15 protein-coding genes are annotated in these 20,598 nt (G+C 66.9%); 6 read left to right on the forward strand and 9 right to left on the reverse strand.

Annotated elements, in window-relative coordinates; translation table 11 throughout:
- Positions 1–82: 82 nt before the first annotated feature.
- From N5C18_RS01425 to creB, 5 genes are all read right to left on the reverse strand, one after another.
- Positions 83–1,645, reverse strand: coding sequence for a M20/M25/M40 family metallo-hydrolase (locus tag N5C18_RS01425; protein ID WP_164241394.1), 1,563 nt, complete (start codon positions 1,643–1,645; stop codon positions 83–85).
- 206 nt (positions 1,646–1,851) lie between these two features.
- Positions 1,852–2,262 (reverse strand): hypothetical protein, encoded by a 411-nt coding sequence (locus N5C18_RS01430; RefSeq protein ID WP_053449176.1) that lies wholly within the window; start codon positions 2,260–2,262, stop codon positions 1,852–1,854.
- Positions 2,263–2,272: 10 nt separating this feature from the next.
- Entirely contained in the window at positions 2,273–3,592 is a 1,320-nt protein-coding gene (gene creD, locus N5C18_RS01435) for a cell envelope integrity protein CreD (RefSeq protein WP_164241361.1), read from the reverse strand.
- Between the two features lie 81 nt (positions 3,593–3,673).
- Positions 3,674–5,134, reverse strand: coding sequence for a two-component system sensor histidine kinase CreC (creC, locus tag N5C18_RS01440; protein WP_279943631.1), 1,461 nt, complete (start codon positions 5,132–5,134; stop codon positions 3,674–3,676).
- Between the two features lie 3 nt (positions 5,135–5,137).
- Positions 5,138–5,863, reverse strand: a complete 726-nt coding sequence (gene creB, locus N5C18_RS01445) for a two-component system response regulator CreB (RefSeq protein ID WP_080375917.1) — start codon at positions 5,861–5,863, stop codon at positions 5,138–5,140.
- A gap of 35 nt (positions 5,864–5,898) precedes the next feature.
- Here creB and rlmJ point away from each other — a divergent pair, with 35 nt between their 5' ends.
- The 4 genes from rlmJ to N5C18_RS01465 all read left to right on the forward strand — a co-directional run bounded on the left by rlmJ (position 5,899) and on the right by N5C18_RS01465 (position 11,733).
- Complete coding sequence (rlmJ, locus tag N5C18_RS01450) at positions 5,899–6,756, forward strand: 23S rRNA (adenine(2030)-N(6))-methyltransferase RlmJ (protein ID WP_006425982.1); 858 nt, start codon at positions 5,899–5,901, stop codon at positions 6,754–6,756.
- Positions 6,757–6,851: 95 nt separating this feature from the next.
- Entirely contained in the window at positions 6,852–7,397 is a 546-nt protein-coding gene (locus tag N5C18_RS01455; RefSeq protein WP_004150340.1) for a GNAT family N-acetyltransferase, read from the forward strand.
- Positions 7,398–7,606: 209 nt separating this feature from the next.
- The gene (gene mfd / locus N5C18_RS01460; protein ID WP_279943632.1) at positions 7,607–11,071 is read left to right on the forward strand and encodes a transcription-repair coupling factor; all 3,465 of its coding nucleotides are present in this window, start codon (positions 7,607–7,609) and stop codon (positions 11,069–11,071) included.
- Positions 11,072–11,115: 44 nt separating this feature from the next.
- Positions 11,116–11,733 (forward strand): HD domain-containing phosphohydrolase, encoded by a 618-nt coding sequence (locus N5C18_RS01465; RefSeq protein WP_279943633.1) that lies wholly within the window; start codon positions 11,116–11,118, stop codon positions 11,731–11,733.
- A gap of 306 nt (positions 11,734–12,039) precedes the next feature.
- Here N5C18_RS01465 and N5C18_RS01470 read toward each other — a convergent pair whose 3' ends face one another.
- The gene (locus tag N5C18_RS01470) at positions 12,040–14,133 is read right to left on the reverse strand and encodes a M13 family metallopeptidase (RefSeq protein ID WP_279943634.1); all 2,094 of its coding nucleotides are present in this window, start codon (positions 14,131–14,133) and stop codon (positions 12,040–12,042) included.
- A 206-nt stretch (positions 14,134–14,339) separates the two neighbouring features.
- Here N5C18_RS01470 and N5C18_RS01475 point away from each other — a divergent pair, with 206 nt between their 5' ends.
- Entirely contained in the window at positions 14,340–15,365 is a 1,026-nt protein-coding gene (locus tag N5C18_RS01475) for a hypothetical protein (RefSeq protein WP_164241366.1), read from the forward strand.
- Positions 15,366–15,395: 30 nt separating this feature from the next.
- On the opposite strand, the gene gpmA is transcribed toward N5C18_RS01475, so the two are convergent.
- Entirely contained in the window at positions 15,396–16,145 is a 750-nt protein-coding gene (gene gpmA, locus N5C18_RS01480; protein ID WP_053511913.1) for a 2,3-diphosphoglycerate-dependent phosphoglycerate mutase, read from the reverse strand.
- A gap of 94 nt (positions 16,146–16,239) precedes the next feature.
- Here gpmA and nfi point away from each other — a divergent pair, with 94 nt between their 5' ends.
- The gene (gene nfi / locus N5C18_RS01485; RefSeq protein ID WP_279943635.1) at positions 16,240–16,914 is read left to right on the forward strand and encodes a deoxyribonuclease V; all 675 of its coding nucleotides are present in this window, start codon (positions 16,240–16,242) and stop codon (positions 16,912–16,914) included.
- A 37-nt stretch (positions 16,915–16,951) separates the two neighbouring features.
- Here nfi and N5C18_RS01490 read toward each other — a convergent pair whose 3' ends face one another.
- Both N5C18_RS01490 and N5C18_RS01495 read right to left on the reverse strand, forming a co-directional pair.
- Positions 16,952–17,932 carry a cation diffusion facilitator family transporter gene (locus N5C18_RS01490; protein ID WP_164241368.1) on the reverse strand — a complete coding sequence of 327 codons (981 nt, stop codon included), beginning with the start codon at positions 17,930–17,932 and terminating at the stop codon, positions 16,952–16,954.
- Between the two features lie 179 nt (positions 17,933–18,111).
- Entirely contained in the window at positions 18,112–20,361 is a 2,250-nt protein-coding gene (locus N5C18_RS01495; RefSeq protein WP_279943637.1) for a TonB-dependent siderophore receptor, read from the reverse strand.
- Positions 20,362–20,598 lie beyond the last annotated feature (237 nt).

Genomic DNA, 20,598 nt, shown 5'->3' on the forward strand with positions numbered 1-20,598 from the left:
GGAACGGGAATCCCCCGATTTTACCACCAGCCCCGGATAGGCAAGGAGAGGCGGACGCGTCCAGCCCCTCCCGCCCGGGTTTTCACGGCTGCGGTTCAGCCTTGCGCGGGAACGGCTGCTCGCGCATGGCGGCGTTGTAGGCGAACGAGGCGACGATGGCCGCGGCCTGCTTCAGGTCTTCCGGCTCGGCGTGGTCCCAGGTGTCCAGGTGGCTGTGGTGGACGTTGCTGAAGTAGTCCAGACGGTCCTGGATGAACTGGAAGCCCGGCAGGCCGATGCGGTCGAAGCTGATGTGGTCGGTGCTGCCGGTGTTGCGGGTGGCCACGGTGGTGGCGCCCACGTCATGGAACGGGGCCAGCCAGGCTTCGAAGATCGGCATCGCCGCCAGATTCTCCTGCGCGTAGATGCCACGGAAGCGGCCCGAACCGTTGTCCATGTTGAAGTAGACCTGGAACTTGCTGTAGTCGCGCGTCTTGCGCAGCGCACCGGTCGGCTCGCGCAGCGAGGCCGGCAGCGCTTTCTGCGCGGGGTCGGTGGGTTCCGGGAACTGGCCGAAGTGCCTGGCGACATAGGCCTGCGAGCCGATCAGGCCCTGCTCCTCGCCACTCCACAGCGCCACGCGGATGGTCCGCTTCGGCTTGGCACCGGTGGCCTTGAGGATACGCATGGCCTCCATCATCACCGCCACGCCGGCAGCATTGTCGGCCGCGCCGGTGCCGCTGTGCCACGAATCCATATGCGCGCCGATCATCACCACCTCATCGGGCTTGCTGCTGCCGCGGATCTCGGCCAGCGTGTTGTAACCGGGCTGGTCGGCTTCGTCAGTGAAACGCGCGGCCACGTCCACGCGCAGGCGCACGGTCTGCTTGGCCTTCAGCGCGCGCACCAGCGGGTTGAAGTGTTCGCTGATCATCGCCAGCTCGGGGATGCCCACCGATTCACCGGCCTTGCGCGAACCACCTCCGGCAACACGGATGATGCCGTTGTCCCAGCTGCTGATGCTGATCGAGGCCAACGCGCCTTCTTCGACGAAGAACGCATTGACCTTGCTCGCCAGCGCCTGGCGCTCCTGGTATTCCTTGACCCGCTTGGCGCGCTCGGCGGTGGCGTCCTGGTCCTTGGGCAGGGTGAATTCCTGCAGGCCTTCCAGCGAGGTGGCGTCGTGGCGATGCGAATCTGCCTCGGTACCGCGCTTGTACTCGCGCGCCTCGCCCAGCAGCAGGATCCTGCCACGCAGCTTGCCGCGGTACTTCTCGATGTCTTCGGGCTTCTTGATCTCGACCTGCACCAGTTCGCCTTCCACCGGGCCGTTCGTACCCGGCGTCCAGGCCTTGGGCAGCGCATGCAGCGGTTGGATGCGGTCGCCCAGCATTTCCACGCTGGCCGAGGTGAACTCCCAGCCACGGCCGAAATCATCGAAGGCTTCGTCGTGGACGTTGTCCAGCTTCCATTCGTTGAACTTGCCGCGGGTCCAGGCGTTGGCGCGGCCCATCGCCGGGGAATTGGTCAGGCGCGGGCCGATGCGCTCTGTGAGGTAGCTGAAGGTGTCCATCACCTGCGAACGATGGAAGGCCTCCTGGCGGATGCGGCTGACCATGTCCAGGTCCACCGTCTCGCGCTGCTGCGCCCCTGCATTGCCCCCCATCGCCAGCGCTACGGCCAGCACGCCCCACTTCAGCCCGCTCCACTTCAACACGCCGCACCCCTGCCCTTCGGCTCGATCATCAACCCGTCGAGTCTAGCCAGCAGGGGCGCGGCGATACCGTCCCATCGGTCATGGGCGGTGCGGAAGCGTGCGAACCAAGGTTCGCACCCACAGGAGAGTGGTTGGTTCGCACCTGCCAAGCCACCTCACCCACTCCAGCCCAGCCACAGCTGCGCCCGCGCCGGCAGCAGCAGCAACCAGTGCCGCCGGTCGATGCTGCTGCAGCCGTACACCGCCGCATGTGCCGGCCAGTCCTCCGGCAGGCCGCCGATGCCGATCTCGGCCAGCGCCTCCGCTCCGGCCTTCCATGGCCGGTAGCGTGGCACCCTGCCCGCCAGCGCGCCGCGTCCCTGCCGCGCACCCTGCAACCAGTCCAATCCTTGGCCCTGCAATCCCTCGCAGGTGACCGCGGCCAGCTGGAAGCGGACCAGGCCGGGGGCGATCCGTGCCCCCGGCAGGGCCGCCAGCACGCCATGTGCCTGCAGCAGTGCATCCACTTCCAGCAGGGCCGGAATGCCCTGCCGTGCCCGTTGCCGCAATCCGTGGCGCCAGCCCATGGCGTCCTCCTTACTTCAGTTCCGCGCCAAGCGCGTACCAGTCGACCCGGCGGGTCACCCACATCGCCAGCGCCAGGATCACGAACAGCAGCAGCGAGCCCATCAGCAGCGCGTTGTTCTCCGACACCAGCAGCCCATACAGCGCGCCGTACAACACGGTCAGCAGCGCGGCAAAGCCGAGGCCACGCTTCCAGTGGCCCAGCACGTTGGCCAGGTACACCGCCTGCAGCCCGATACAGGCCACGGCCGAGACCAGGTAGGCCTTCCAGAACGCGATGTGCTCGGACAGGCTGATCAGCAGCAGGAAGAAGATCGCCAGCGCCAGGCCCACCATCAGGTACTGCAGCGGATGGATGCGCAGCGACTTGATCAGTTCGAACAGGATGAAGCCGACGAAGGTGAGCAGCACGAACAGCACGCCGTACTTGGAAGCGCGGTCGGCCTGGGTATAGGTATCGACCGGATCGACCAGCGACACGGTCACCGCCTGCGAATCGATCGCGCCGTCGCTGCGCAGCTGGCGCTGCGCGTCGGACGCCAGCGAGGACACCGCCCAGCGTGCATCGAAGCCCTGCGCATTGACGCGTCGCTCGTTGGGAAGGAATGCACCACTGAACGACGGATGCGGCCAGCTCGAACGCAGCGCGATGCGGGTGTCATCGCCCACCGGCACCACCGACAACATGCGGCTGCCGTCCAGGCGCAGTTCCAGTTCGACGGTACTGGCGGCCAGGCTGCCGCCCTGGTCGCTGGCGAACCCGGCCACGGGAGCATGCAGGCCGCGACCGACTTCGCTGGCCGCTTCGACGCCTGGCAGCAGCCGCAGCTGCTTTCCGTCCACGCGCAGGTTGGGCGTACCGACCAGCCCGCGCACGTCGGAGACGCCCAGCGCCACATACGGCTGTCCGTAGCTGCGGCCTGCCTTCACCGGGTAGTCGTCGACGGCGAACGTTGCCTTCAGCTGGCCGTTCCAGCTGTACACCGGCACCTTGAACAGACCGACCTCGCGCTGGCTCGGCAGCATCTCACCGCCCACTTCCAGCGTGGCCGGCATCTGCAGCCAGTGGCCTTCGCTGACCTGCACCTCGGTCTTCTTGTTGCCCTTGGCGTCGACCACCTCGACCTGCTGGCGCTCGACCCACGGTACCACCCGCACCGGCCCGACCAGGCGCTGTACCCCGGCGCGGCTGTCGGCAACCCGCGAGAACGCCTCGTCGCGGTATGCGCTGCGCTCGGTAATGACCCCTCGGATCATCATCAGTGGAACCAGCAGCAGCAGGATCAGCCCGCCGACAATGGCGAACCGCAGCAGCATTTTCAGGGATTTCATGGTCCATCCTCGTTGGAGAGGGCTGCAGGATGGACCGCTGCGGTGAGCAGGGTTTGTGGCGAATTTGAAGCGAGTGTGAAGTCAGCGGCGCGGGCGCTGGCCCGGCAGGCTCAACGGCAACCACAGGCTGGCCACGGTGCCGCCGCCGTCACGGGCCTCGACGCTGGCACGGCCGTCATGCAGGCGCGCGACCTCCTGCACGAATGGCAGGCCCAGGCCCGAGCTGCGCCGTCCGCTAGCGGGGCGCGCCAGCGAATAGAAGCGCTCGAATACCCGATCGCGCGCATAGTCCGGAATGCCCGCCCCCCGGTCGGCCACCTGCAGGCGCACGCCCTGCCCGTCCACCTCGGCCTGCAACGCGATCTCCGCACCGGCTGGTGAGAATGCGATGGCATTGTCGATCAGGTTGTGCAGCGCCTGCCGCAGCAGGTAGGCATCGCCCTGCACGGACAGGTCGGGCGCGCTGCCAATGCGCACCTGTACGCCCGCCGCCTGCGCGCGCACCTGCGCCGCAGCCGCCGCCTCGGCCAGCAGCACCGGCAACGCGACCGGGTCGCGGGTCTGCAGCCAGCCATGCTGCTCCACTTCGGCCAGCGCCAGCAGCTTGTCGATGGTCTCGGTCAGCCGTTCCTGCTGGTCGACGATGCTGCGCGCGAAATGCACGCGGTCGGCCTCGGGTAGCGGCTCCTGCAGCAGCTCGGCGGCACCGCGGATCGCCGCCAGCGGGCTCTTCATCTCGTGCGTCAGTGACTGCACGTACTGTTCGACGTAGGCCTTGCCTTCCAGCTTGCGGCGCATGGTTTCCAGCGCCTGGCCGAGATCGCCGATCTCGTCGCGGCGGCGGCGCGGCGGCGGTACCGGTTCGCCGGCGGTGACCGCGCGGGCATAGCGGCTGAGCTGGCCCAGGCCGGTGGTCAGCCACATCGTCACCAGTACGCCGACCAGCGCGGACAGGCCGATCAGCCATGCCCCGCGCTCGATGATGGCGCGCTGGCTGGCGGCGATGAACGGATCGATGCTGCGGTTGGGCTGGGCCAGGCTGAGCACACCGATCAGCGTGCGTCCGTCGGCCGGGTCATATACCGGCGCCGCCACATGCATTACGGTATCGCCTTCCTCGCCCGGTACTTCCGGGCTGGAACGGGCGCCGTACTCGCCGCGCAGGGTGCGGTAGACATCGTTCCAGCGCGAGTTGTCGCGGCCCAGGTCGCGGCCCAGCGAGTCGTAGATGACGATGCCCCGGGCGTCGGTGATGGTCACCCGGTAATCCAGCGAGCGCTTCGGGAAGCGCCAGACCATTGCCTTCAGGTCGCGCTGCCGAGCCTTGGCCAGGTTGCGGGTGAAGCCGCCGCTGCGGATGGTGCCGTCCTTGACGTCGGCGGCGGCCATCTCGGCCAGTACGTTGGCCGCATCGACCAGGGTCGACTCCATCGCCTGGCGCACACCCGGTTTCACTTCATTGACGAACACCCGCATCACGAAGAACGCGGCGATGCCGGTGATCAGGAAGAAGCCCAGGAACAGCTTCAGCACCAGGCGCATCGGCTAGACCTCCAGCGCGTAGCCGAGGCCACGGTGGGTGCGGATCGGATCATCACTGGCACCGGCCGCACGCAGCTTGGCGCGCAGCGTCTTTACATGGGTGTCCACGGTACGGTCGGCGCTGTCGGCGCTGCTGTCCCAGCCGCGATCCATCAGCTGTGCACGGCTGAGGATGGCGCCCGGGCGTTGCAGCAATGCCTCCAGCAGCGCGTATTCGTAGCGGGTCAGGTCCAGCGCCTGGTCCCGGAAGCGGATGCGGCGGCCGTCGCGGTCGATGGCGAAGGCGCCGTGCTGCTGCCAGCCCGCGTCGGCGCTGCCCGCTGCCGCCAGCGGTGCAGCACGGCGCAGGCGAGCACGCACCCGCGCCACCAGCTCGCGCGGCGAGAACGGCTTGGTCATGTAATCGTCGGCACCCAGCTCCAGGCCGAGCACGCGGTCGACCTCGTCATTGCGGGCGGTGAGGAAGATCACTGGCAGCTGCGCAGCCGGGCCCGGCTGTGCGCGCAGCCGCCGGCACACCTCGAAGCCCCCAAGATCCGGCAGGCCCACGTCCAGCACCAGCAGATCGATGCCGCCGGCCTGCAGCCGCTGCAGGGCCTCGCCGCCGAGCAGGCAGTGGCTGGCGGCATAGCCTTCGCTGCGCAGCGCATAGAGCACGGTTTCGGCGATGGCGGCTTCGTCCTCGACCACCAGGACATGGGCAACAGGAACTGTCATGGCGCGCAGCATAGCCGCTGCGGCCGTCGCCCCGTACACTGCCGCCCATGAACTATCGCCACGCCTTCCATGCCGGCAACCACGCCGATGTGCTCAAGCACATCGTGCAGCTGGCCCTGATCGACAGCTTCAAGCGCAAGGACAGCCCGTTCTTCGTGCTCGACACCCACGGCGGTGCCGGCCGCTACCTGCTGGCCAGTGAAGAGAGCCGCAAGACCCTGGAGGCCGAGTCCGGAATCATGCGGCTGATGGCCCAGCCCAAGCTGCCGGAGGTGGTCGAGCGCTACCTGAAGGCCGTGCAGGCCGACAACCCGGTCGGCGCGCTGACCAACTACCCGGGCTCGCCGCTGCTGAGCGCGCAGGCGATGCGCGCGCAGGACCGCATGGCGGTGTGTGAGCTGCAGGAACCCGAAACCGCCACGCTGAAGGCGCTGTTCGCCCACGACAGCCGCGTCGATGTGCGTCCGGGCGATGGCTACGCGCTGCTGCGCTCGCTGCTGCCGCCGAAGTTCAACGGCAGCAAGATCGGCCGCGGCCTGGTGCTGATCGACCCGCCCTACGAGGCCCAGGATGCCGAGTACCAGAACATCCTGGCCGCCCTGGCCGAGACCCTGGCACGCTGGCCGCAGGCGACCTGCGCGGTGTGGTTCCCGATCAAGCAGCGCCGCACCATCCTGCATTTCCTGCGCAAGGCCAGCGCGTTGCCGGTGAAATCGGCGATGACCATCGAGTTCCTGGTGCGCCCGGACGACTCGCCGCTGCGCCTCAACGGCAGTGGCATGCTGCTGCTCAACCCGCCCTGGCAGTTCGATCGGGTGGTCGGCCCAGCCCTGCCGGCGCTGCGCCAGCACCTGGGCGAACCCGGTGCCAGCACCCGCCTGGATTGGCTCAAAGCCCCCGAATAACGGCCTTCACGAGGCTGTACCGCCGTGAGCCTTTCGTTCACGGAATGCAGCCCCGGTGATGCCACAATCGATGGACCACCAAGGAATCACCCGGTATGGCCACTCGCAACCGCATGCCGCCCTGGCATGAGATCTTCAAGGCTCCCAGCGGCCACGAGCTGCTGATCCGCCCCATCCGCCCGGAAGATGGCGCGCCGCTGCAAGCAGCGTTCAGCCTGTTCGGGCCGGAAGAAATCCGTGATCGTTTCCTGCAGGCGGTGACCGAGCTGTCGCCGGAAACCACCCAGCGCCTGACCCACCCCAATCCCAAGACCGAGATCACCCTGGTCGCAGCCGAATCCCTGCCCGCTGGCGAAGCGGTGGTCGGCGCGGTCGCCCGGGCCTCGATCATCCCCGGTACCCGTGAAGCCGAGTACGCGATCCTGATCAGCCGCTTCCTGATCGGCCAGGGCCTGGGCCGGCAGCTGATGCGCAAGCTGGTGAAGTGGGGCCGCGGCAAGTACCTGGACCGCCTGTACGGCGACGTGGCCGCCGAGAACGAGCCGATGAAGCAGCTGGCCGCCTCGCTGGGCTTCAAGCCGGTGCCGCACCCGACCGGCGCCGAAGGCCTGGTGCGGATGGTGCTGGAGCTGGACAACTGAAGGATGGGCCGGGCACTGCCCGGCACCGCATGTTTCGATAGTCGAGCAAGCTCGACTCTACGGATGCGCCGGGCACTGCCCGGCACCGCATTCCGGTAGTGCCGGCCGCTGGCCGGCAGCCTCATGCACCGTTGGGGTATCGGAATGCCGGCCAGCGGCCGGCACTACCCGACGGGGTTTGATCGGGCTTCTGCTAAAATCCGGGGTCCATGTCGCGTACCTCATACCCCGCCCCGCCGCTGCCGCGCGCCGGCCAGCTCCGCGCCTGGTGGCGCGCCCCCGCATCGCCGACCGCCCTGGCCTGGTACCTGGCCCAGGCCGCGCGTGCGCACGACGCCCCGCTGCTGGTGATCGCCCGTGACAACCACGGTGCCAACCAGCTCGAAGCCGACCTGCAGACCCTGCTTGGCGGCGACCCGGCCCTGCCGGTGGTCGCCTTCCCGGACTGGGAAACCCTGCCCTACGACCGCTTCAGCCCGCATCCGGACATCATCTCGCAGCGCCTGGCCGCCCTGCACCGCCTGCCTGCGCTGAAGCGCGGCCTGGTGATCGTGCCGGTGCAGACCCTGCTGCAGCAGCTGGCCCCGCGCAGCTACGTGATCGGCGGCAGCTTCGACCTGAAGGTCGGCCAGCGCCTGGACCTGGAGGCCGAGAAGCGCCGCCTGGAGAGCGCCGGCTACCGCAACGTGCCGCAGGTGATGGACCCGGGCGACTTCGCCGTGCGCGGTGGCCTGCTCGACGTGTTCCCGATGGGTGCCGACGAGCCGCTGCGGGTAGAGCTGCTGGACGAGGACATCGACTCGATCCGCGCCTTCGACCCGGAAAGCCAGCGCTCGCTGGACAAGGTCGAGGCCGTGCACATGCTGCCCGGCCGCGAAGTGCCGATGGACGAGGCCAGCATCGCCCGCGTGCTGGCCACGCTGCGCGAACGCTTCGATGTCGATACCCGGCGCAGCGCGCTGTACCAGGACCTGAAGTCGGGGCTGGCCCCGGCCGGCGTCGAGTACTACCTGCCACTGTTCTTCGAGCGCACCGCGACCCTGTTCGATTATCTGCCCAGCGGCAGCCTGCCGGTGGTCTGTGCCGGTGCCGGTGAAGCCGCCGAGACGTTCTGGGCGCAGACCGGCGAGCGCTACGAACAGCGCCGCCACGATGTGGAGCGCCCGTTGCTGCCGCCGTCGGCGCTGTACCTGTCGCCGGAACTGCTGCGCGAGCGCCTGAACGATGCACCGCGCATCGAGGTGTGGGCCGCCGATCACGCACGCATCGCCGATGCGCACGCGCTGGGCGACCAGCCGTTGCCGCCGCTGCCGGTGGCTGCACGCGAGGCACCGGCCGGTGATGCACTGAAGTCCTTCCTCGGCCACTACCCGGGCCGGGTGCTGATTGCTGCCGATTCGCCCGGCCGCCGTGAAGCCCTGCTGGAAGTGCTGCAGGCCGCCGAGCTGAAGCCACCGGTGGTGGCCGACCTGCCCGGCTTCCTCGCCGGCGACGCGCGCTTCGCGATCGCGGTGGCGCCGCTGGAAGACGGCTTCGCGCTGGACGATCCGCGCATCGCGGTGCTGACCGAGCGCCAGCTGTTCCCCGAGCGCGCCGGCAGCACCCGCCGCACGCGCCGTGCCGGCCGCGAGCCGGAAGCGATCATCCGCGACCTCGGCGAGCTGACCGAAGGCGCACCGATCGTGCACGAGGACCATGGCGTGGGCCGCTACCGTGGCCTGATCGCGATGGACGTCGGCGGCATGCCCGGCGAGTTCCTCGAAATCGAATACGCCAAGGGCGATCGCCTGTATGTGCCGGTCGCCCAGCTGCACCTGATCAGTCGCTATTCCGGTGCATCTGCGGAAACCGCGCCGCTGCATTCCCTCGGCGGCGAGCAGTGGAGCAAGGCCAAGCGCAAGGCCGCCGAGAAGGTGCGCGACGTGGCCGCCGAACTGCTGGAGATCCAGGCCCGCCGCCAGGCGCGTGCCGGCCTGGCACTGCAGGTGGACCGCGCGATGTACGAACCGTTCGCGGCCGGTTTCCCGTTCGAGGAGACCCCGGACCAGCTGGCCGCGATCGACGCCACCCTGCGCGACCTGGCCAGCAGCCAGCCGATGGACCGCGTGGTCTGCGGCGACGTCGGCTTCGGCAAGACCGAGGTGGCCGTGCGCGCCGCCTTCGCCGCCGCCAGCGCTGGCAAGCAGGTGGCCGTGCTGGTGCCGACCACGCTGCTGGCCGAACAGCATTTCCGCAACTTCCGCGACCGCTTCGCCGACTACCCGATGAAGGTCGAAGTGCTGTCGCGCTTCAAGACCAGCAAGGAAATCAAGGCCGAACTGGAGAAGGTCGCCGCCGGCACCATCGACGTCATCGTCGGCACCCACCGCCTGCTGCAGCCGGACGTGAAGTTCAAGGACCTGGGCATGGTCATCGTCGACGAGGAACAGCGTTTCGGCGTGCGCCAGAAGGAAGCACTGAAGGCGCTGCGCGCCAACGTGCACCTGCTGACCCTGACCGCCACGCCGATCCCGCGCACCTTGAACATGGCCATGGCCGGCCTGCGTGACCTGTCGATCATCGCCACCCCGCCGCCGAACCGGCTGGCGGTGCAGACCTTCATCACGCAGTGGGACGACGCGCTGCTGCGCGAAGCCTTCCAGCGCGAGCTTGCGCGTGGCGGCCAGCTGTACTTCCTGCACAACGACGTGGAGAGCATCGGCCGCATGCAGCGCGAGCTGTCCGAGCTGGTGCCGGAGGCGCGCATCGGCATCGCCCACGGCCAGATGCCCGAGCGTGAGCTGGAAAAGGTGATGCTGGATTTCCAGAAGCAGCGCTTCAACGTGCTGCTGTCGACCACGATCATCGAGTCGGGCATCGACATCCCCAACGCCAACACCATCATCATCAACCGCGCCGACCGCTTCGGCCTGGCCCAGCTGCACCAGCTGCGCGGCCGTGTCGGTCGTTCGCACCATCGCGCCTACGCCTACCTGGTGACCCCCGACCGTCGTTCGATCACCCCGGATGCGGAAAAGCGCCTGGAAGCGATCGCCTCGATGGACGAACTCGGCGCCGGCTTCACCCTGGCCACGCACGATCTGGAGATCCGCGGTGCCGGCGAACTGCTGGGCGAGGACCAGAGCGGACAGATGGCCGAGGTCGGCTTCAGCCTGTACACCGAACTGCTGGAACGCGCGGTCCGCAGCATCAAGCAGGGCAAGCTTCCCGACCTGGATGCCGGCGAGGAAGTGCGCGGCGCAGAAGTCGAGCTGCATGTGCCGGCGCTGATTCCGGAAGACTACCTGCCGGACGTGCACACCCGCCTGACCCTGTACAAGCGCATCTCCAGCGCACGCGACAGCGATGCACTACGCGAGCTGCAGGTGGAGATGATCGACCGATTCGGCCTGCTGCCGGATGCGGCCAAGCACCTGTTCGCCATCGCCGAGCTGAAGCTGAAGGCCAACACGCTCGGCATCCGCAAGCTGGACCTGGGCGAGAACGGTGGCCGCATCGTGTTCGAGTCCAAGCCGAACATCGACCCGATGGCGGTGATCCAGCTGATCCAGAAGCAACCGAACCTCTACGCCATGGAAGGGCCCGACAAGCTGCGCATCAAGCATCCGCTGCCGTTGCCGGAAGACCGCTTCAACGCGGCCCGCGCCCTCCTGACCACCCTCGCCCCGGGTTGATCGCCCCCGAATACCCCGCACCGGTCCCCACCCGGTGCGGGTGGATGCCCATGTTTCCTGACGCCGTACCCGCCCCCGACCTGCTGCACGCGCAGGCCTGCCTGATCGATGCCCTCTCGATGTCGCTGCAGATGCGCGACGCCTACACCCGCCACCATTGCGACCGTGTCGGCCTGCTCGCGCAGCGCCTGGCCGCGCACTGCGACCTCGACGCCGAGGCCTGTGAACAGATCGGCCTGGCCGCCCGCTTCCACGACATCGGCAAGATCGGCATTCCCGACGATGTGCTGCTGGCCCCGCGCCGGCACACCGACGAAGAGCGCGCGATCATGCGTGAGCACCCGGTGCGCGGCGAGCATATCTTCCTGGCCACCGGGCGCAGCGATGCCGCACCGGTCGCACGGCTGATCCGTGCCCATCACGAAGCCTTCGATGGCAGCGGCTATCCCGATGGCCTGCGCGGCGAGAGCATTCCGCTGGGCGCGCGTATCGTCACCATCGCCGATGCCTACGATGCGATGACCAGCGTGCGTCCCTATCGTGCCGCGATGGCGCGCGAGGCTGCGCTGGGCATCATCGAGAACCAGTCCGGTGGCCTGGTCGATCCTTACGTGCTGCAGCGCTTCCACCGCATGCTGGCGCAGGAGCCGGAGCTGGCGTAACTGCCTGCCGCCGGGCATGAACTGACGCGCCCGCCGACGCACCGGTAGAGTCGACTGTTAGTCGACTGCCCTTCGTCCAGATCGCGAACATTCCGCGCTGCACGCGATAGTCGACCAACGGTCGACTCTACCAAGCGGGTTTCGTCGGGCCGGTTGGTCGACTGCCCTTCGTCCAGATCGCGAACATCCCGCGCTGCGCGCGATAGTCGACCAACGGTCGACTCTACCGATCCGGCGCCACCGGGCCGGCAAACAAAAGGCCCGGCTTTCGCCGGGCCTTTCGCAATACGCATCACGTGCGATCGATTACCAGATCACCACGCGCTTGTCGTCGGCACGCACCATCGCGTCGCCGGCCTTGCACTGGAACGCGGCAGCGAAGGACGGCATGTTCGACGGCGCACCGTTGGCACGGAAGTTCGCCGGGGCGTGCGGATCGGTGTTCAGACGCACGCGCAGTTCACCATCAGTGAAATTGCGACGCCACACGGTGGCCCAGTTCATGAAGAAGCGCTGGTCCTGGCTGTGGCCATCGACGTCGACATTCGCCTTCGGGTCTTCCTTCAGCGCCATCTGCAGCGCGTCGTAGGCCACGGTCAGGCCGCCCAGGTCGCCGATGTTCTCGCCCAGGGTCAGCTTGCCCTTCACGAACACGCCCGGCACCGACTCGTAGCCGTCGAACTGCGCGACCAACTGGTCGGTACGCTCGGTGAAGGCCTTGCGGTCACCGTCGGTCCACCAGTTGTCGAAGTTGCCGTTGGCGGCGAACTGGCTGCCCGAGTCATCGTAGCCGTGCATCATCTCGTGGCCGATGACCGCGCCGATGCCGCCGTAGTTCAGCGCCGGATCGGCCTTGGCGTCGAAGAACGGCGCCTGCAGGATCGCCGCCGGGAACACGATCTCGTTCTTGGTGGCGTTGTAGTAGGCGTTGACCGTCTGCGGAGTCATGCCCCACTCGGTCTTGTCCACCGGCTTGCCGATCTTGTCCAGCATGTAGCGGTAGTTGAACGCACGTGCCGCCTGCATGTTGCCCAGGTAGCTGTCACCGTTGGTCTGCAGGCCGGCCCAGTCACGCCACTTGTCGGGGTAGCCGATCTTCGGGGTGAAGCTGGCCCACTTTTCCAGTGCCTTCTTCTTGGTCTCTTCGCCCATCCACGGCAGCTGCTCCAGGCGCGCCTTCAGCGCCTGCGACAGGTTTTCCACCAGGTGCTGCATGGCGACCTTCGATTCGGCCGGGAACACGGCGTCGACGTACAGCTGGCCCAGGGCTTCACCCATGCCACCGTTCACCGATTCCAGCACGCGCTTCCAGCGCGGCTGCATCTCCTTCTGGCCACGCAGGGTGGTGCCGTAGAAATCGAAGTTGGCCTTCTCGAACTGGCTGCTCAGGTACGGCGAGGCGTCGTCGATGGTGTGGAAGCGCAGGTAGGCCTGCCAGGTGCTGGCTGGCACGTCGGCCAGCATCTTGTCCATTTCACCGAAGAAACCCGGCTGGGCCAGCGAGAATTTCTGCGCGGCCGGCACCTTCAGGGTGTCGAACAGCGCGGTCCAGCTGAAGTTCGGCGTCAGCCTGTCGGCGTCGGCGGCGCTGAGCGGGTTGTAGCGCTTGGCCGGGTCACGCATTTCGATGCGCGACATCGAGGCCTTGGCCAGGCGGGTTTCGAAGGCCATCACGGCCTTGGCCTGCTCGGCCGCCTGCGCAGCATCCATGCCGGACAGGGTCAGCACCTGCGCGATGTAGGCCACGTAGGCGTCGCGGATCTTGGCCTGCGCGTCGTCGAAGTAGTAGCCCTTTTCCGGCAGGCCCAGGCCGCCCTGGCCGACGTAGGCGATGACGTTGGCCGAATCCTTGTAATCGGCATTGCCGAACAGCGAGAACAGCACGCCCTTGCCTTCAGCCTGGCTGTCGCGCAGGTACTGGGTGATGGCGGCGGTGTCGTTCAGCGCAGCGATCTTGTCCAGCTGCGGCTGCAGCGGCGCCAGGCCGGCGGCTTCGATCTTCGCTTCGTCGTTGCCGGTCTTCCAGATGTCACCGATCTTGGCTTCCACCGAACCGGCCTTGGCCTGGCTGGCGGCGGCCTGCTGTACCAGCGCGTGCTGCACTTCCAGCGAGCGCTCGCGCAGGATCTCGAAGCTGCCCCAGGTAGTCTGGTCGCCCGGCACCGGGTTGGCCTTCAGCCACTTGCTGTTGACGAAGCCATTGAGGTCGGTACAGGCCGAAATGGCCGGGTCCAGATCGGCGCTGTTGAGCGAGATCAGCGGCGTCTTGATCTGCGACTGATCGAAGGCCGGCTTGGCATCGGCGGTGGCGGCCGGCGCGGATTCATTCTTGCCACAGGCAGCCAGCGAGGCGGCGATGGCGATCGTCAGGCCCAGCGGGACCAGATTGCGGACGTTCATGAGGCTCTCCTGCGGGTAATTTCACAGGGTAGCCCCAGACACGTCGGACGGGGACCGCCAAAGGTCACACCCAATCCCGGGTGCCACACAATGTCGGCCACGCGCATTGACGTCAGATGGCGCCTTGTGCAAATTGCAGGAGCTGCAGTTTCTATACAACTACCGCCACCAACACGCCACGCGGGTAATCTGCCAGGAGGGCAACAATGACGTCCAGGATATTCATCGGCCTCAGCGGCCCGACGTTCTACGACTACCAGAATACAGCGAGCCAGACAAGGAATGATGGCGTAGGCGCTCCGAATCCAATCCTTGAAAATTCGTTAGCACTGACAGTGTTCTATGACGAAATCTGGTTCCTTTGCGAAAGCCTCTGCCCGCAATCCCTGCGCGGGCACCCAAGCATCCGCTATCTGGACCAAGAGATCGACAAGCAACCCACTCATGTACAGGAAGACGTAAGGAGCGCGCTGAAACTTCCTCCGGACTACGGGGATGACAGCATGCGCGAGGTGATCAGTCGGAACTTTGATGAGTATTGGCCGAGAGCAGAAAATGCCGGAGCATACTGGTGGAATTCCAAAGGCCGAAGAATCGACAATCACACGCGCCCTCTTGACATTCTCGGCGTCCATTGCATTGCCAATTCCAACTCTCCTGCAACCCTCGCAACTGATATCGCAATTCACAAGGCGCTTGAGAAATCGCTCCCCATCACGCTTTCATTGAACTCCTTCTCGCAGGAGCTTTTTGCCAAGCGATTCCCAACACAGTTCCACCCAACCCAGGACGACAACACAAAGGCAAGGACCGGAAGCTTTGTAATCAATGCAATGGTCGATAACTGCGTGTCAATCCAGGGGCCTGACCCCATGATTTTCGATCATATTGCCACCAATGATTATACCAAGCAGTTCCGTCGCTATATTGCGGCCAAGAACATTGAGGATGCGGCGAGAAGCTACCTCGATGTGACCGCCGAAATTCGCGATGCCACGGCAAAGGCAATCAGGGGACAGGCCGATCAATCCCGCGTGGTTAAGGGACTCACCTCAATCTTCGTTGATGTAGTCATCGATTTTCTCGGGATCGGAACCTATTTAAAGGCCTCGAAATGGATCTATGGATTGGCCTCACCGCCCCCAATTTCGGCAGCTGCCTTCATTCTCGACCTTCAGGAACAGAAGGCCACCGGCCAGAACTCCGATTCCAATGAGCAGCGATCCAGATAAAGAAAGGCCGGCTTGCGCCGGCCTTCTTCTTTATTTCGCCTTGCCCTGGTTGGCTACGGCTTCAGCGGCCTTGCGCGCCGCTTCCGGGTCGCCCAGGTAGCGGAACGACTTCACCGTCAGGTCGTCGTTCAGTTCGAACAGCAGCGGGATGCCAGTCGGAATGTTCAGCTCGAGGATTTCCTCGCGCGAGACGTTGTTGAGGTACTTGTACAGCGCGCGCAGCGAGTTGCCGTGGGCGGTGACCAGCACGGTCTTGCCGTCCTTCAGCTGCGGCGCGATGGCGTCGTGCCAGTACGGCAGCACGCGGTCCAGGGTGGTTGCCAGCGATTCGGTGCCCGGCAGCGCGTTGTGGTCCAGGCCCGCGTAGCGGCGGTCATGGATCGGGTGGCCCGGATCTTCCAGCTCCATCGGCGGCGGCGGGATGTCGTACGAACGACGCCACACCTTGACCTGCTCCTCGCCGTGCTTGGCGGCGGTCTCGGCCTTGTCCAGGCCCTGCAGGCCGCCGTAGTGGCGCTCATTGAGGCGCCAGGACTTGTTCACCGGCAGCCAGTCCTGTTCCAGTTCGGCCAGCGCACCCTGCAGGGTGTGGATGGCACGCTTGAGCACGGAGGTGTGGGCGACATCGAACTGCAGGCCTTCCTCGCGCATCAGGCGGCCGGCGGCGGCCGCTTCCCGGCGCCCCTGCTCGGTGAGGTCGACATCGACCCAGCCGGTGAAGCGGTTGTCCAGGTTCCACTGGCTCTGGCCATGGCGCAACAGTACGAGTTTACGGGTCACTGCAGGGTCTCCAATGCGAGGAAAGGCAGGCGCCCATTGTAGCCCCGGGCGCTGCTCACCGGACCGTGGCGCCGCGCATGCGATGCTGTGGCCAATGAATACGATGATCGATCCCGGGCGCTGGGAAGGCAGCGTCAGTGCCGCCCGCGCGCAGCAGCTTCAGCTGGTCGGCCGGGTGGAACGCCAGGACCGGCTGCCCCGCAACGTGCGCTGGCTGGCCGGGCTGGATGTCGGCTTCGAGGATGACGGCGCCACCACCCGCGCGGCCGCGGTACTGCTGGACGCAACGACGCTACGGCCTGTCGCGCAGGAGATCGCGCGCATTCCCACGGTGATGCCTTACATCCCCGGCCTGCTCAGCTTCCGCGAGTTGCCGGCGCTGCTGGCGGCGCTGGCCTTGCTGCCGCACGCGCCCGACCTGGTCTTCGTCGATGGCCACGGCATCAGCCATCCGCGCCGGTTGGGCATCGCCGCGCACCTGGGCGTGGTCACCGACCTGCCAAGCATCGGCGTGGCCAAGTCGAAACTGGTGGGCCGCTTTGAGGAACCGGCACCGGAACCCGGCGCGCATACGCCGCTGCTGGACGGCAATGAACAACTGGGTTGGGTACTGCGCAGCAAGGTGCGCTGCAAGCCGTTGTTCGTGGCCGGTGGCCATCGGGTCAGTGCGGACACCGCGCTGGACTGGGTGCAGCGCACGCTGCGGGGCTACCGCCTGCCGGAGCCGACCCGGCTGGCGGATCGGCTGGCCTCGCGCCGGGACGAATGAGCGCAGCGGGCATCCCCGGCACGGCCTTCGATTTCGATCAGCGATGCACGTGGCCGCGATGGCCCTGCGCGTCCTCGCCGTGGTCGTGGCCCTCATGGCCCTCGTGCTCGCCGCCCTTGGCCGGCGCCGGTTCGCCACAGGCTTCGCCGCAGTGGTCCGCCTCGATCTGCAGCGTCACATGCTCGATGCCGAAGTCATCGTGCAGGCGGCCACCCAGTTCACGGCGCAGCACATCGGCATCGGTGCCGTCGCGCATCACGATGTGCGCGGTCAGTGCCGGCGTGCTGGAAGCCAGCGCCCACACGTGCAGGTCATGCACGTCCAGCACGGCCGCGTGGCCGGACAGGCTATCGCGCACCTTGGCCACGTCCATGCCCTTGGGCACGCCTTCCAGCAGCACGTTGATCGCCTCGCGCATCAGCACGTAGGTGCGCGGCAGTACCCACAGGCCGATCAGCACGGCCAGGATCGGGTCGATCGGCTTCCAGCCGGTCCACTTGATCAACAACGCGCCGGCGATCACCGCCACCGAGCCCAGCATGTCCGCCCACACTTCCAGGTAGGCGCCCTTCACGTTGAGGCTCTCGCCGCTGCCGGCCTGCAGCAGGCGCATCGAGATCAGGTTGATGATGAGGCCCGCGGCGGCGATCACCAGCATGCCGGAGGAAGCGATCTCCTGCGGCTCGCGGAAACGTCCCACCGCCTCCCACAGGATGTAGGCGGCGACCACGAACAGCATCGCGCCGTTGATCATCGCGCCCAGCGCTTCCAGGCGTGCATAGCCGTAGGTGCGCCGTGCATCCGGCGGGCGCCGGCTCAGTCGCACCGCCACCAGCGCGATCATCAGCGCCAGTGCGTCGGTGGCCATGTGCGCGGCATCGGACAACAGCGCCAGGCTGTTGGTCCAGAACGCGCCCACCACTTCGACGACGAGGAAGGTGGAGGTCAGGCCGAGCGCCCACCACAGGGGTTTCTCGTGGCGGATCTCGGATGGCAGGTGATCGTGGTCGTGGCCCATGGCAACAGCTCCTTTGCGATGGACGCAGGCTACGCGTGCGTGCGTGGGGAAACTATCACGGTGTTTATAACATTGCAGGCCACGCGGTCCCTCACCGGGCCGGGCCCGGCGCTACCGGAGCCCGTCCGGTGGCGCCAGGCCCGCCCCGGCGATCACAGCGGAGTGAAGTCCGCGTCCGATCAGAAGCCGAAGCGCAGGCTGGCCCAGTACGCGCGACCCGGCTCGTTATAGGTCGCCGCACCGGCATCGCTGCTGTTGGCCTCGCGGAACAGGCGCTTGTCGGCCAGGTTGTTCACACCGAAGCCGAAGCTGACCGTCTCGGTCACCCTGTAGCGCGCGCTCACGCCCCAGATGTTGTAAGCCCCGCGATCCTGCAGCGCGAGCGACGGATCGCAGGTGCCGGTGCAGCGCGGATCATTGTTGATGTTGGTGGTGGCCGGCTTCTGCCTGCCATAGAAGGTACCGGTCAGCAGCAGCGACAGCTTGTCGGTGGCCTGCCAGTCCAGCATGGTGTTGATCGTATACTTGGGGATCACCGACAGCGGCTGGCGCGTGGTCTTGTTCTCGTTCTCCACCATGTAGGTGAAGTTGTTGCTCCACTTCAGGCGGTTGCCCTGCTCGCCCAGCAGCGGGATCACCAGGTTTCCTTCCAGCCCCTGCACGATCGCCTTCGGCGCGTTCTCCCAGCGGAAGATGCGGCCCCTGCCATCGGCGGTCAGGCCGATCTGGTCGTAGCCGGCCTGGATCTTGTCCTTGTAGTCGTTGTGGAAGTAGGTCAGCGACGCCTGCCAGCCACTCTGCGGCGCCCACTCCACACCCAGTTCCTTGTTCACGCTGGTTTCCGCCTTCAGGTCCGCGTTGCCGCGCATGTAGCAGCCGGCACCCAGGCTCGGCAACGCATTCGGGCAACCATTGCCGCGGGTGTAGTACAGGTAGTCCGGATTCGACTGGTACAGGTTCGGTGCCTTGAAGGCGCGCGCGATGCCGCCCTTCACCACCCAGTCGCTGTTGATGCGGAACTGCGCGTTGAGGCTGGGGCTGGTGTTGTTGCCGAACTGGCTGTGGTGGTCGAAGCGCAGGCCCGGGGTGACGATCCAGCGCTCGCCCAGGTAGATGTTGTCTTCCACGAACACCGCAGTGGTCTGGGCATCGGCCTTGCCGCGTGCACGGTCGGCCGACAGGCCGGGGAGACCGCCACCGCTGCTGCTGGACTGGCTCATCGAGTACGGATCGGTCAGGCGGCTGTCGAGGTATTCAAAGCCCAGCGTCCAGATGTTCTCGGCGCCGCCCAGCGTGGTCGGGAAGCTCACTTCGCCATCCAGCTGGTAATTGCGCAGGCGCGAGGTCGACCAGTCGGTGCCGTTGAAGCTGCCTTCCGGGCCACCGGCCAGGCCTTCATTGATGCGCGAGTTGTTCACCGCCTCGACCGCGGCCGTGAGCCGCGAGGTCACGTCGCCCCAGCGGCCACGATGGGTGATCGCACCGGTGTTGCGGTACATGCGGTTGGTTTCCGCCTTGCCGTCGGCCAGCGCGGCCAGATCGACACCGGTCGAGGTGCCGGTGGTGCTGACGGCGCGGTCGCCGGCATAGATGTTGCCCTGGCGGCTGGTGCCGGCTTCGAACTCGACCACCTGGTCGGCGGTGAGGTCCCAGCGCAGCAGCGCGTTGACGTCACGGTTCTTGACGCCTTCGCGGCCAGCCGGCGGTACGGCATTCGGGTTGGTCGCGTACTGGCGGTTGAGGTCCAGCGAATCGGCGTCGGTCTTGTTGAGGTTGCCGTACAGCCGGAATGACAGGGTGTCGGTCATCGGGCCGCTCAGCTGCAGGCCGACGCGTTCGCTGCCGCCTTCGGCACTGTGCTCGGGCACCAGGCCATACAGGTCAACCGCGCCGGTCAGGTCGCCGGTCGGGCGCTTGGTGATGATGTTGACCACGCCGCCGGAAGCGCCGGAACCGTAGCGGGCTGCCGCCGGTCCGCGCAGCACTTCGATGCGCTCGATCATCTCCGCGGGGACCCAATTGGTGTCGCCGCGCGTGTTGCGCTCGCCGCTGCGGCCCATGCGCACCGCATCGCGTGCGCCGATGCGCTTGCCGTCAACCAGGATCAGGGTGTTTTCCGGGCCCATGCCGCGCAGGTCGATCTGGCGGTTGTTGCCGTACTGGCCGGAAGCACTGTTGCCGGTCAGGTTGACGCCCGGCATGGTGCGCAGCAGTTCGGCGATGTCGTTGGCCGGCGGGCGCTTGGCGATGTCCTCGGCGGTGATGGTCGAGGTGCCCAGCGCCTGCCGCGCGATCTGCGAGGCAGTGACGTGCACCGTGTCGATATCGGTTGCGTCGGTTTCGGCCTGGGCGGTCAGGGCGCTGCCCGCCAGCAGGGCGGCAACGGCGAGCGCCAGCGGGCGCGGCGAAAGGACAACGGCTGGGGACATGATCTGGACCTTCTGGCAGGGCAACGGGGCCTCTGGCAAAGGGCTTGAGGCGACGACGAGGGGGGAGGCGGAGCGTCGCTGCAGTCGCCTGCGGCCCGTTCCGTGCGCGCATTCTCCCATTAATGCGATTGATTCTCAAATGCGTTCACTCATTGCAGCAGCAGGCGCGATGTGCTTTGCGCACCGGGCAAGCCTGCATCGCGCTTAAACTGGCCGGCTCACCCGCCATCAACCGCA

The sequence above is a fragment of the Stenotrophomonas sp. GD03930 genome, from assembly GCF_029839665.1.
In the GTDB taxonomy this organism is placed as follows: Bacteria; Pseudomonadota; Gammaproteobacteria; order Xanthomonadales; family Xanthomonadaceae; genus Stenotrophomonas; species Stenotrophomonas forensis.

What these genes read in the sequence shown, in the direction of transcription:
- rlmJ (WP_006425982.1), top strand. Translation starts at nt 5,899, where the DNA reads ATGAACTATCGCCACGCCTTCCATGCCGGCAACCACGCCGATGTGCTC.
- nfi (WP_279943635.1), top strand. Translation starts at nt 16,240, where the DNA reads ATGAATACGATGATCGATCCCGGGCGCTGGGAAGGCAGCGTCAGTGCC.
- N5C18_RS01495 (WP_279943637.1), bottom strand. Translation starts at nt 20,361, where the DNA reads ATGTCCCCAGCCGTTGTCCTTTCGCCGCGCCCGCTGGCGCTCGCCGTT.
- creB (WP_080375917.1), bottom strand. Translation starts at nt 5,863, where the DNA reads ATGCTGCGCGCCATGACAGTTCCTGTTGCCCATGTCCTGGTGGTCGAG.
- creD (WP_164241361.1), bottom strand. Translation starts at nt 3,592, where the DNA reads ATGAAATCCCTGAAAATGCTGCTGCGGTTCGCCATTGTCGGCGGGCTG.
- creC (WP_279943631.1), bottom strand. Translation starts at nt 5,134, where the DNA reads ATGCGCCTGGTGCTGAAGCTGTTCCTGGGCTTCTTCCTGATCACCGGC.
- N5C18_RS01430 (WP_053449176.1), bottom strand. Translation starts at nt 2,262, where the DNA reads ATGGGCTGGCGCCACGGATTGCGGCAACGGGCACGGCAGGGCATTCCG.
- N5C18_RS01455 (WP_004150340.1), top strand. Translation starts at nt 6,852, where the DNA reads ATGGCCACTCGCAACCGCATGCCGCCCTGGCATGAGATCTTCAAGGCT.
- mfd (WP_279943632.1), top strand. Translation starts at nt 7,607, where the DNA reads ATGTCGCGTACCTCATACCCCGCCCCGCCGCTGCCGCGCGCCGGCCAG.
- N5C18_RS01475 (WP_164241366.1), top strand. Translation starts at nt 14,340, where the DNA reads ATGACGTCCAGGATATTCATCGGCCTCAGCGGCCCGACGTTCTACGAC.
- N5C18_RS01465 (WP_279943633.1), top strand. Translation starts at nt 11,116, where the DNA reads ATGCCCATGTTTCCTGACGCCGTACCCGCCCCCGACCTGCTGCACGCG.
- N5C18_RS01470 (WP_279943634.1), bottom strand. Translation starts at nt 14,133, where the DNA reads ATGAACGTCCGCAATCTGGTCCCGCTGGGCCTGACGATCGCCATCGCC.
- N5C18_RS01425 (WP_164241394.1), bottom strand. Translation starts at nt 1,645, where the DNA reads ATGGGGGGCAATGCAGGGGCGCAGCAGCGCGAGACGGTGGACCTGGAC.
- N5C18_RS01490 (WP_164241368.1), bottom strand. Translation starts at nt 17,932, where the DNA reads ATGGGCCACGACCACGATCACCTGCCATCCGAGATCCGCCACGAGAAA.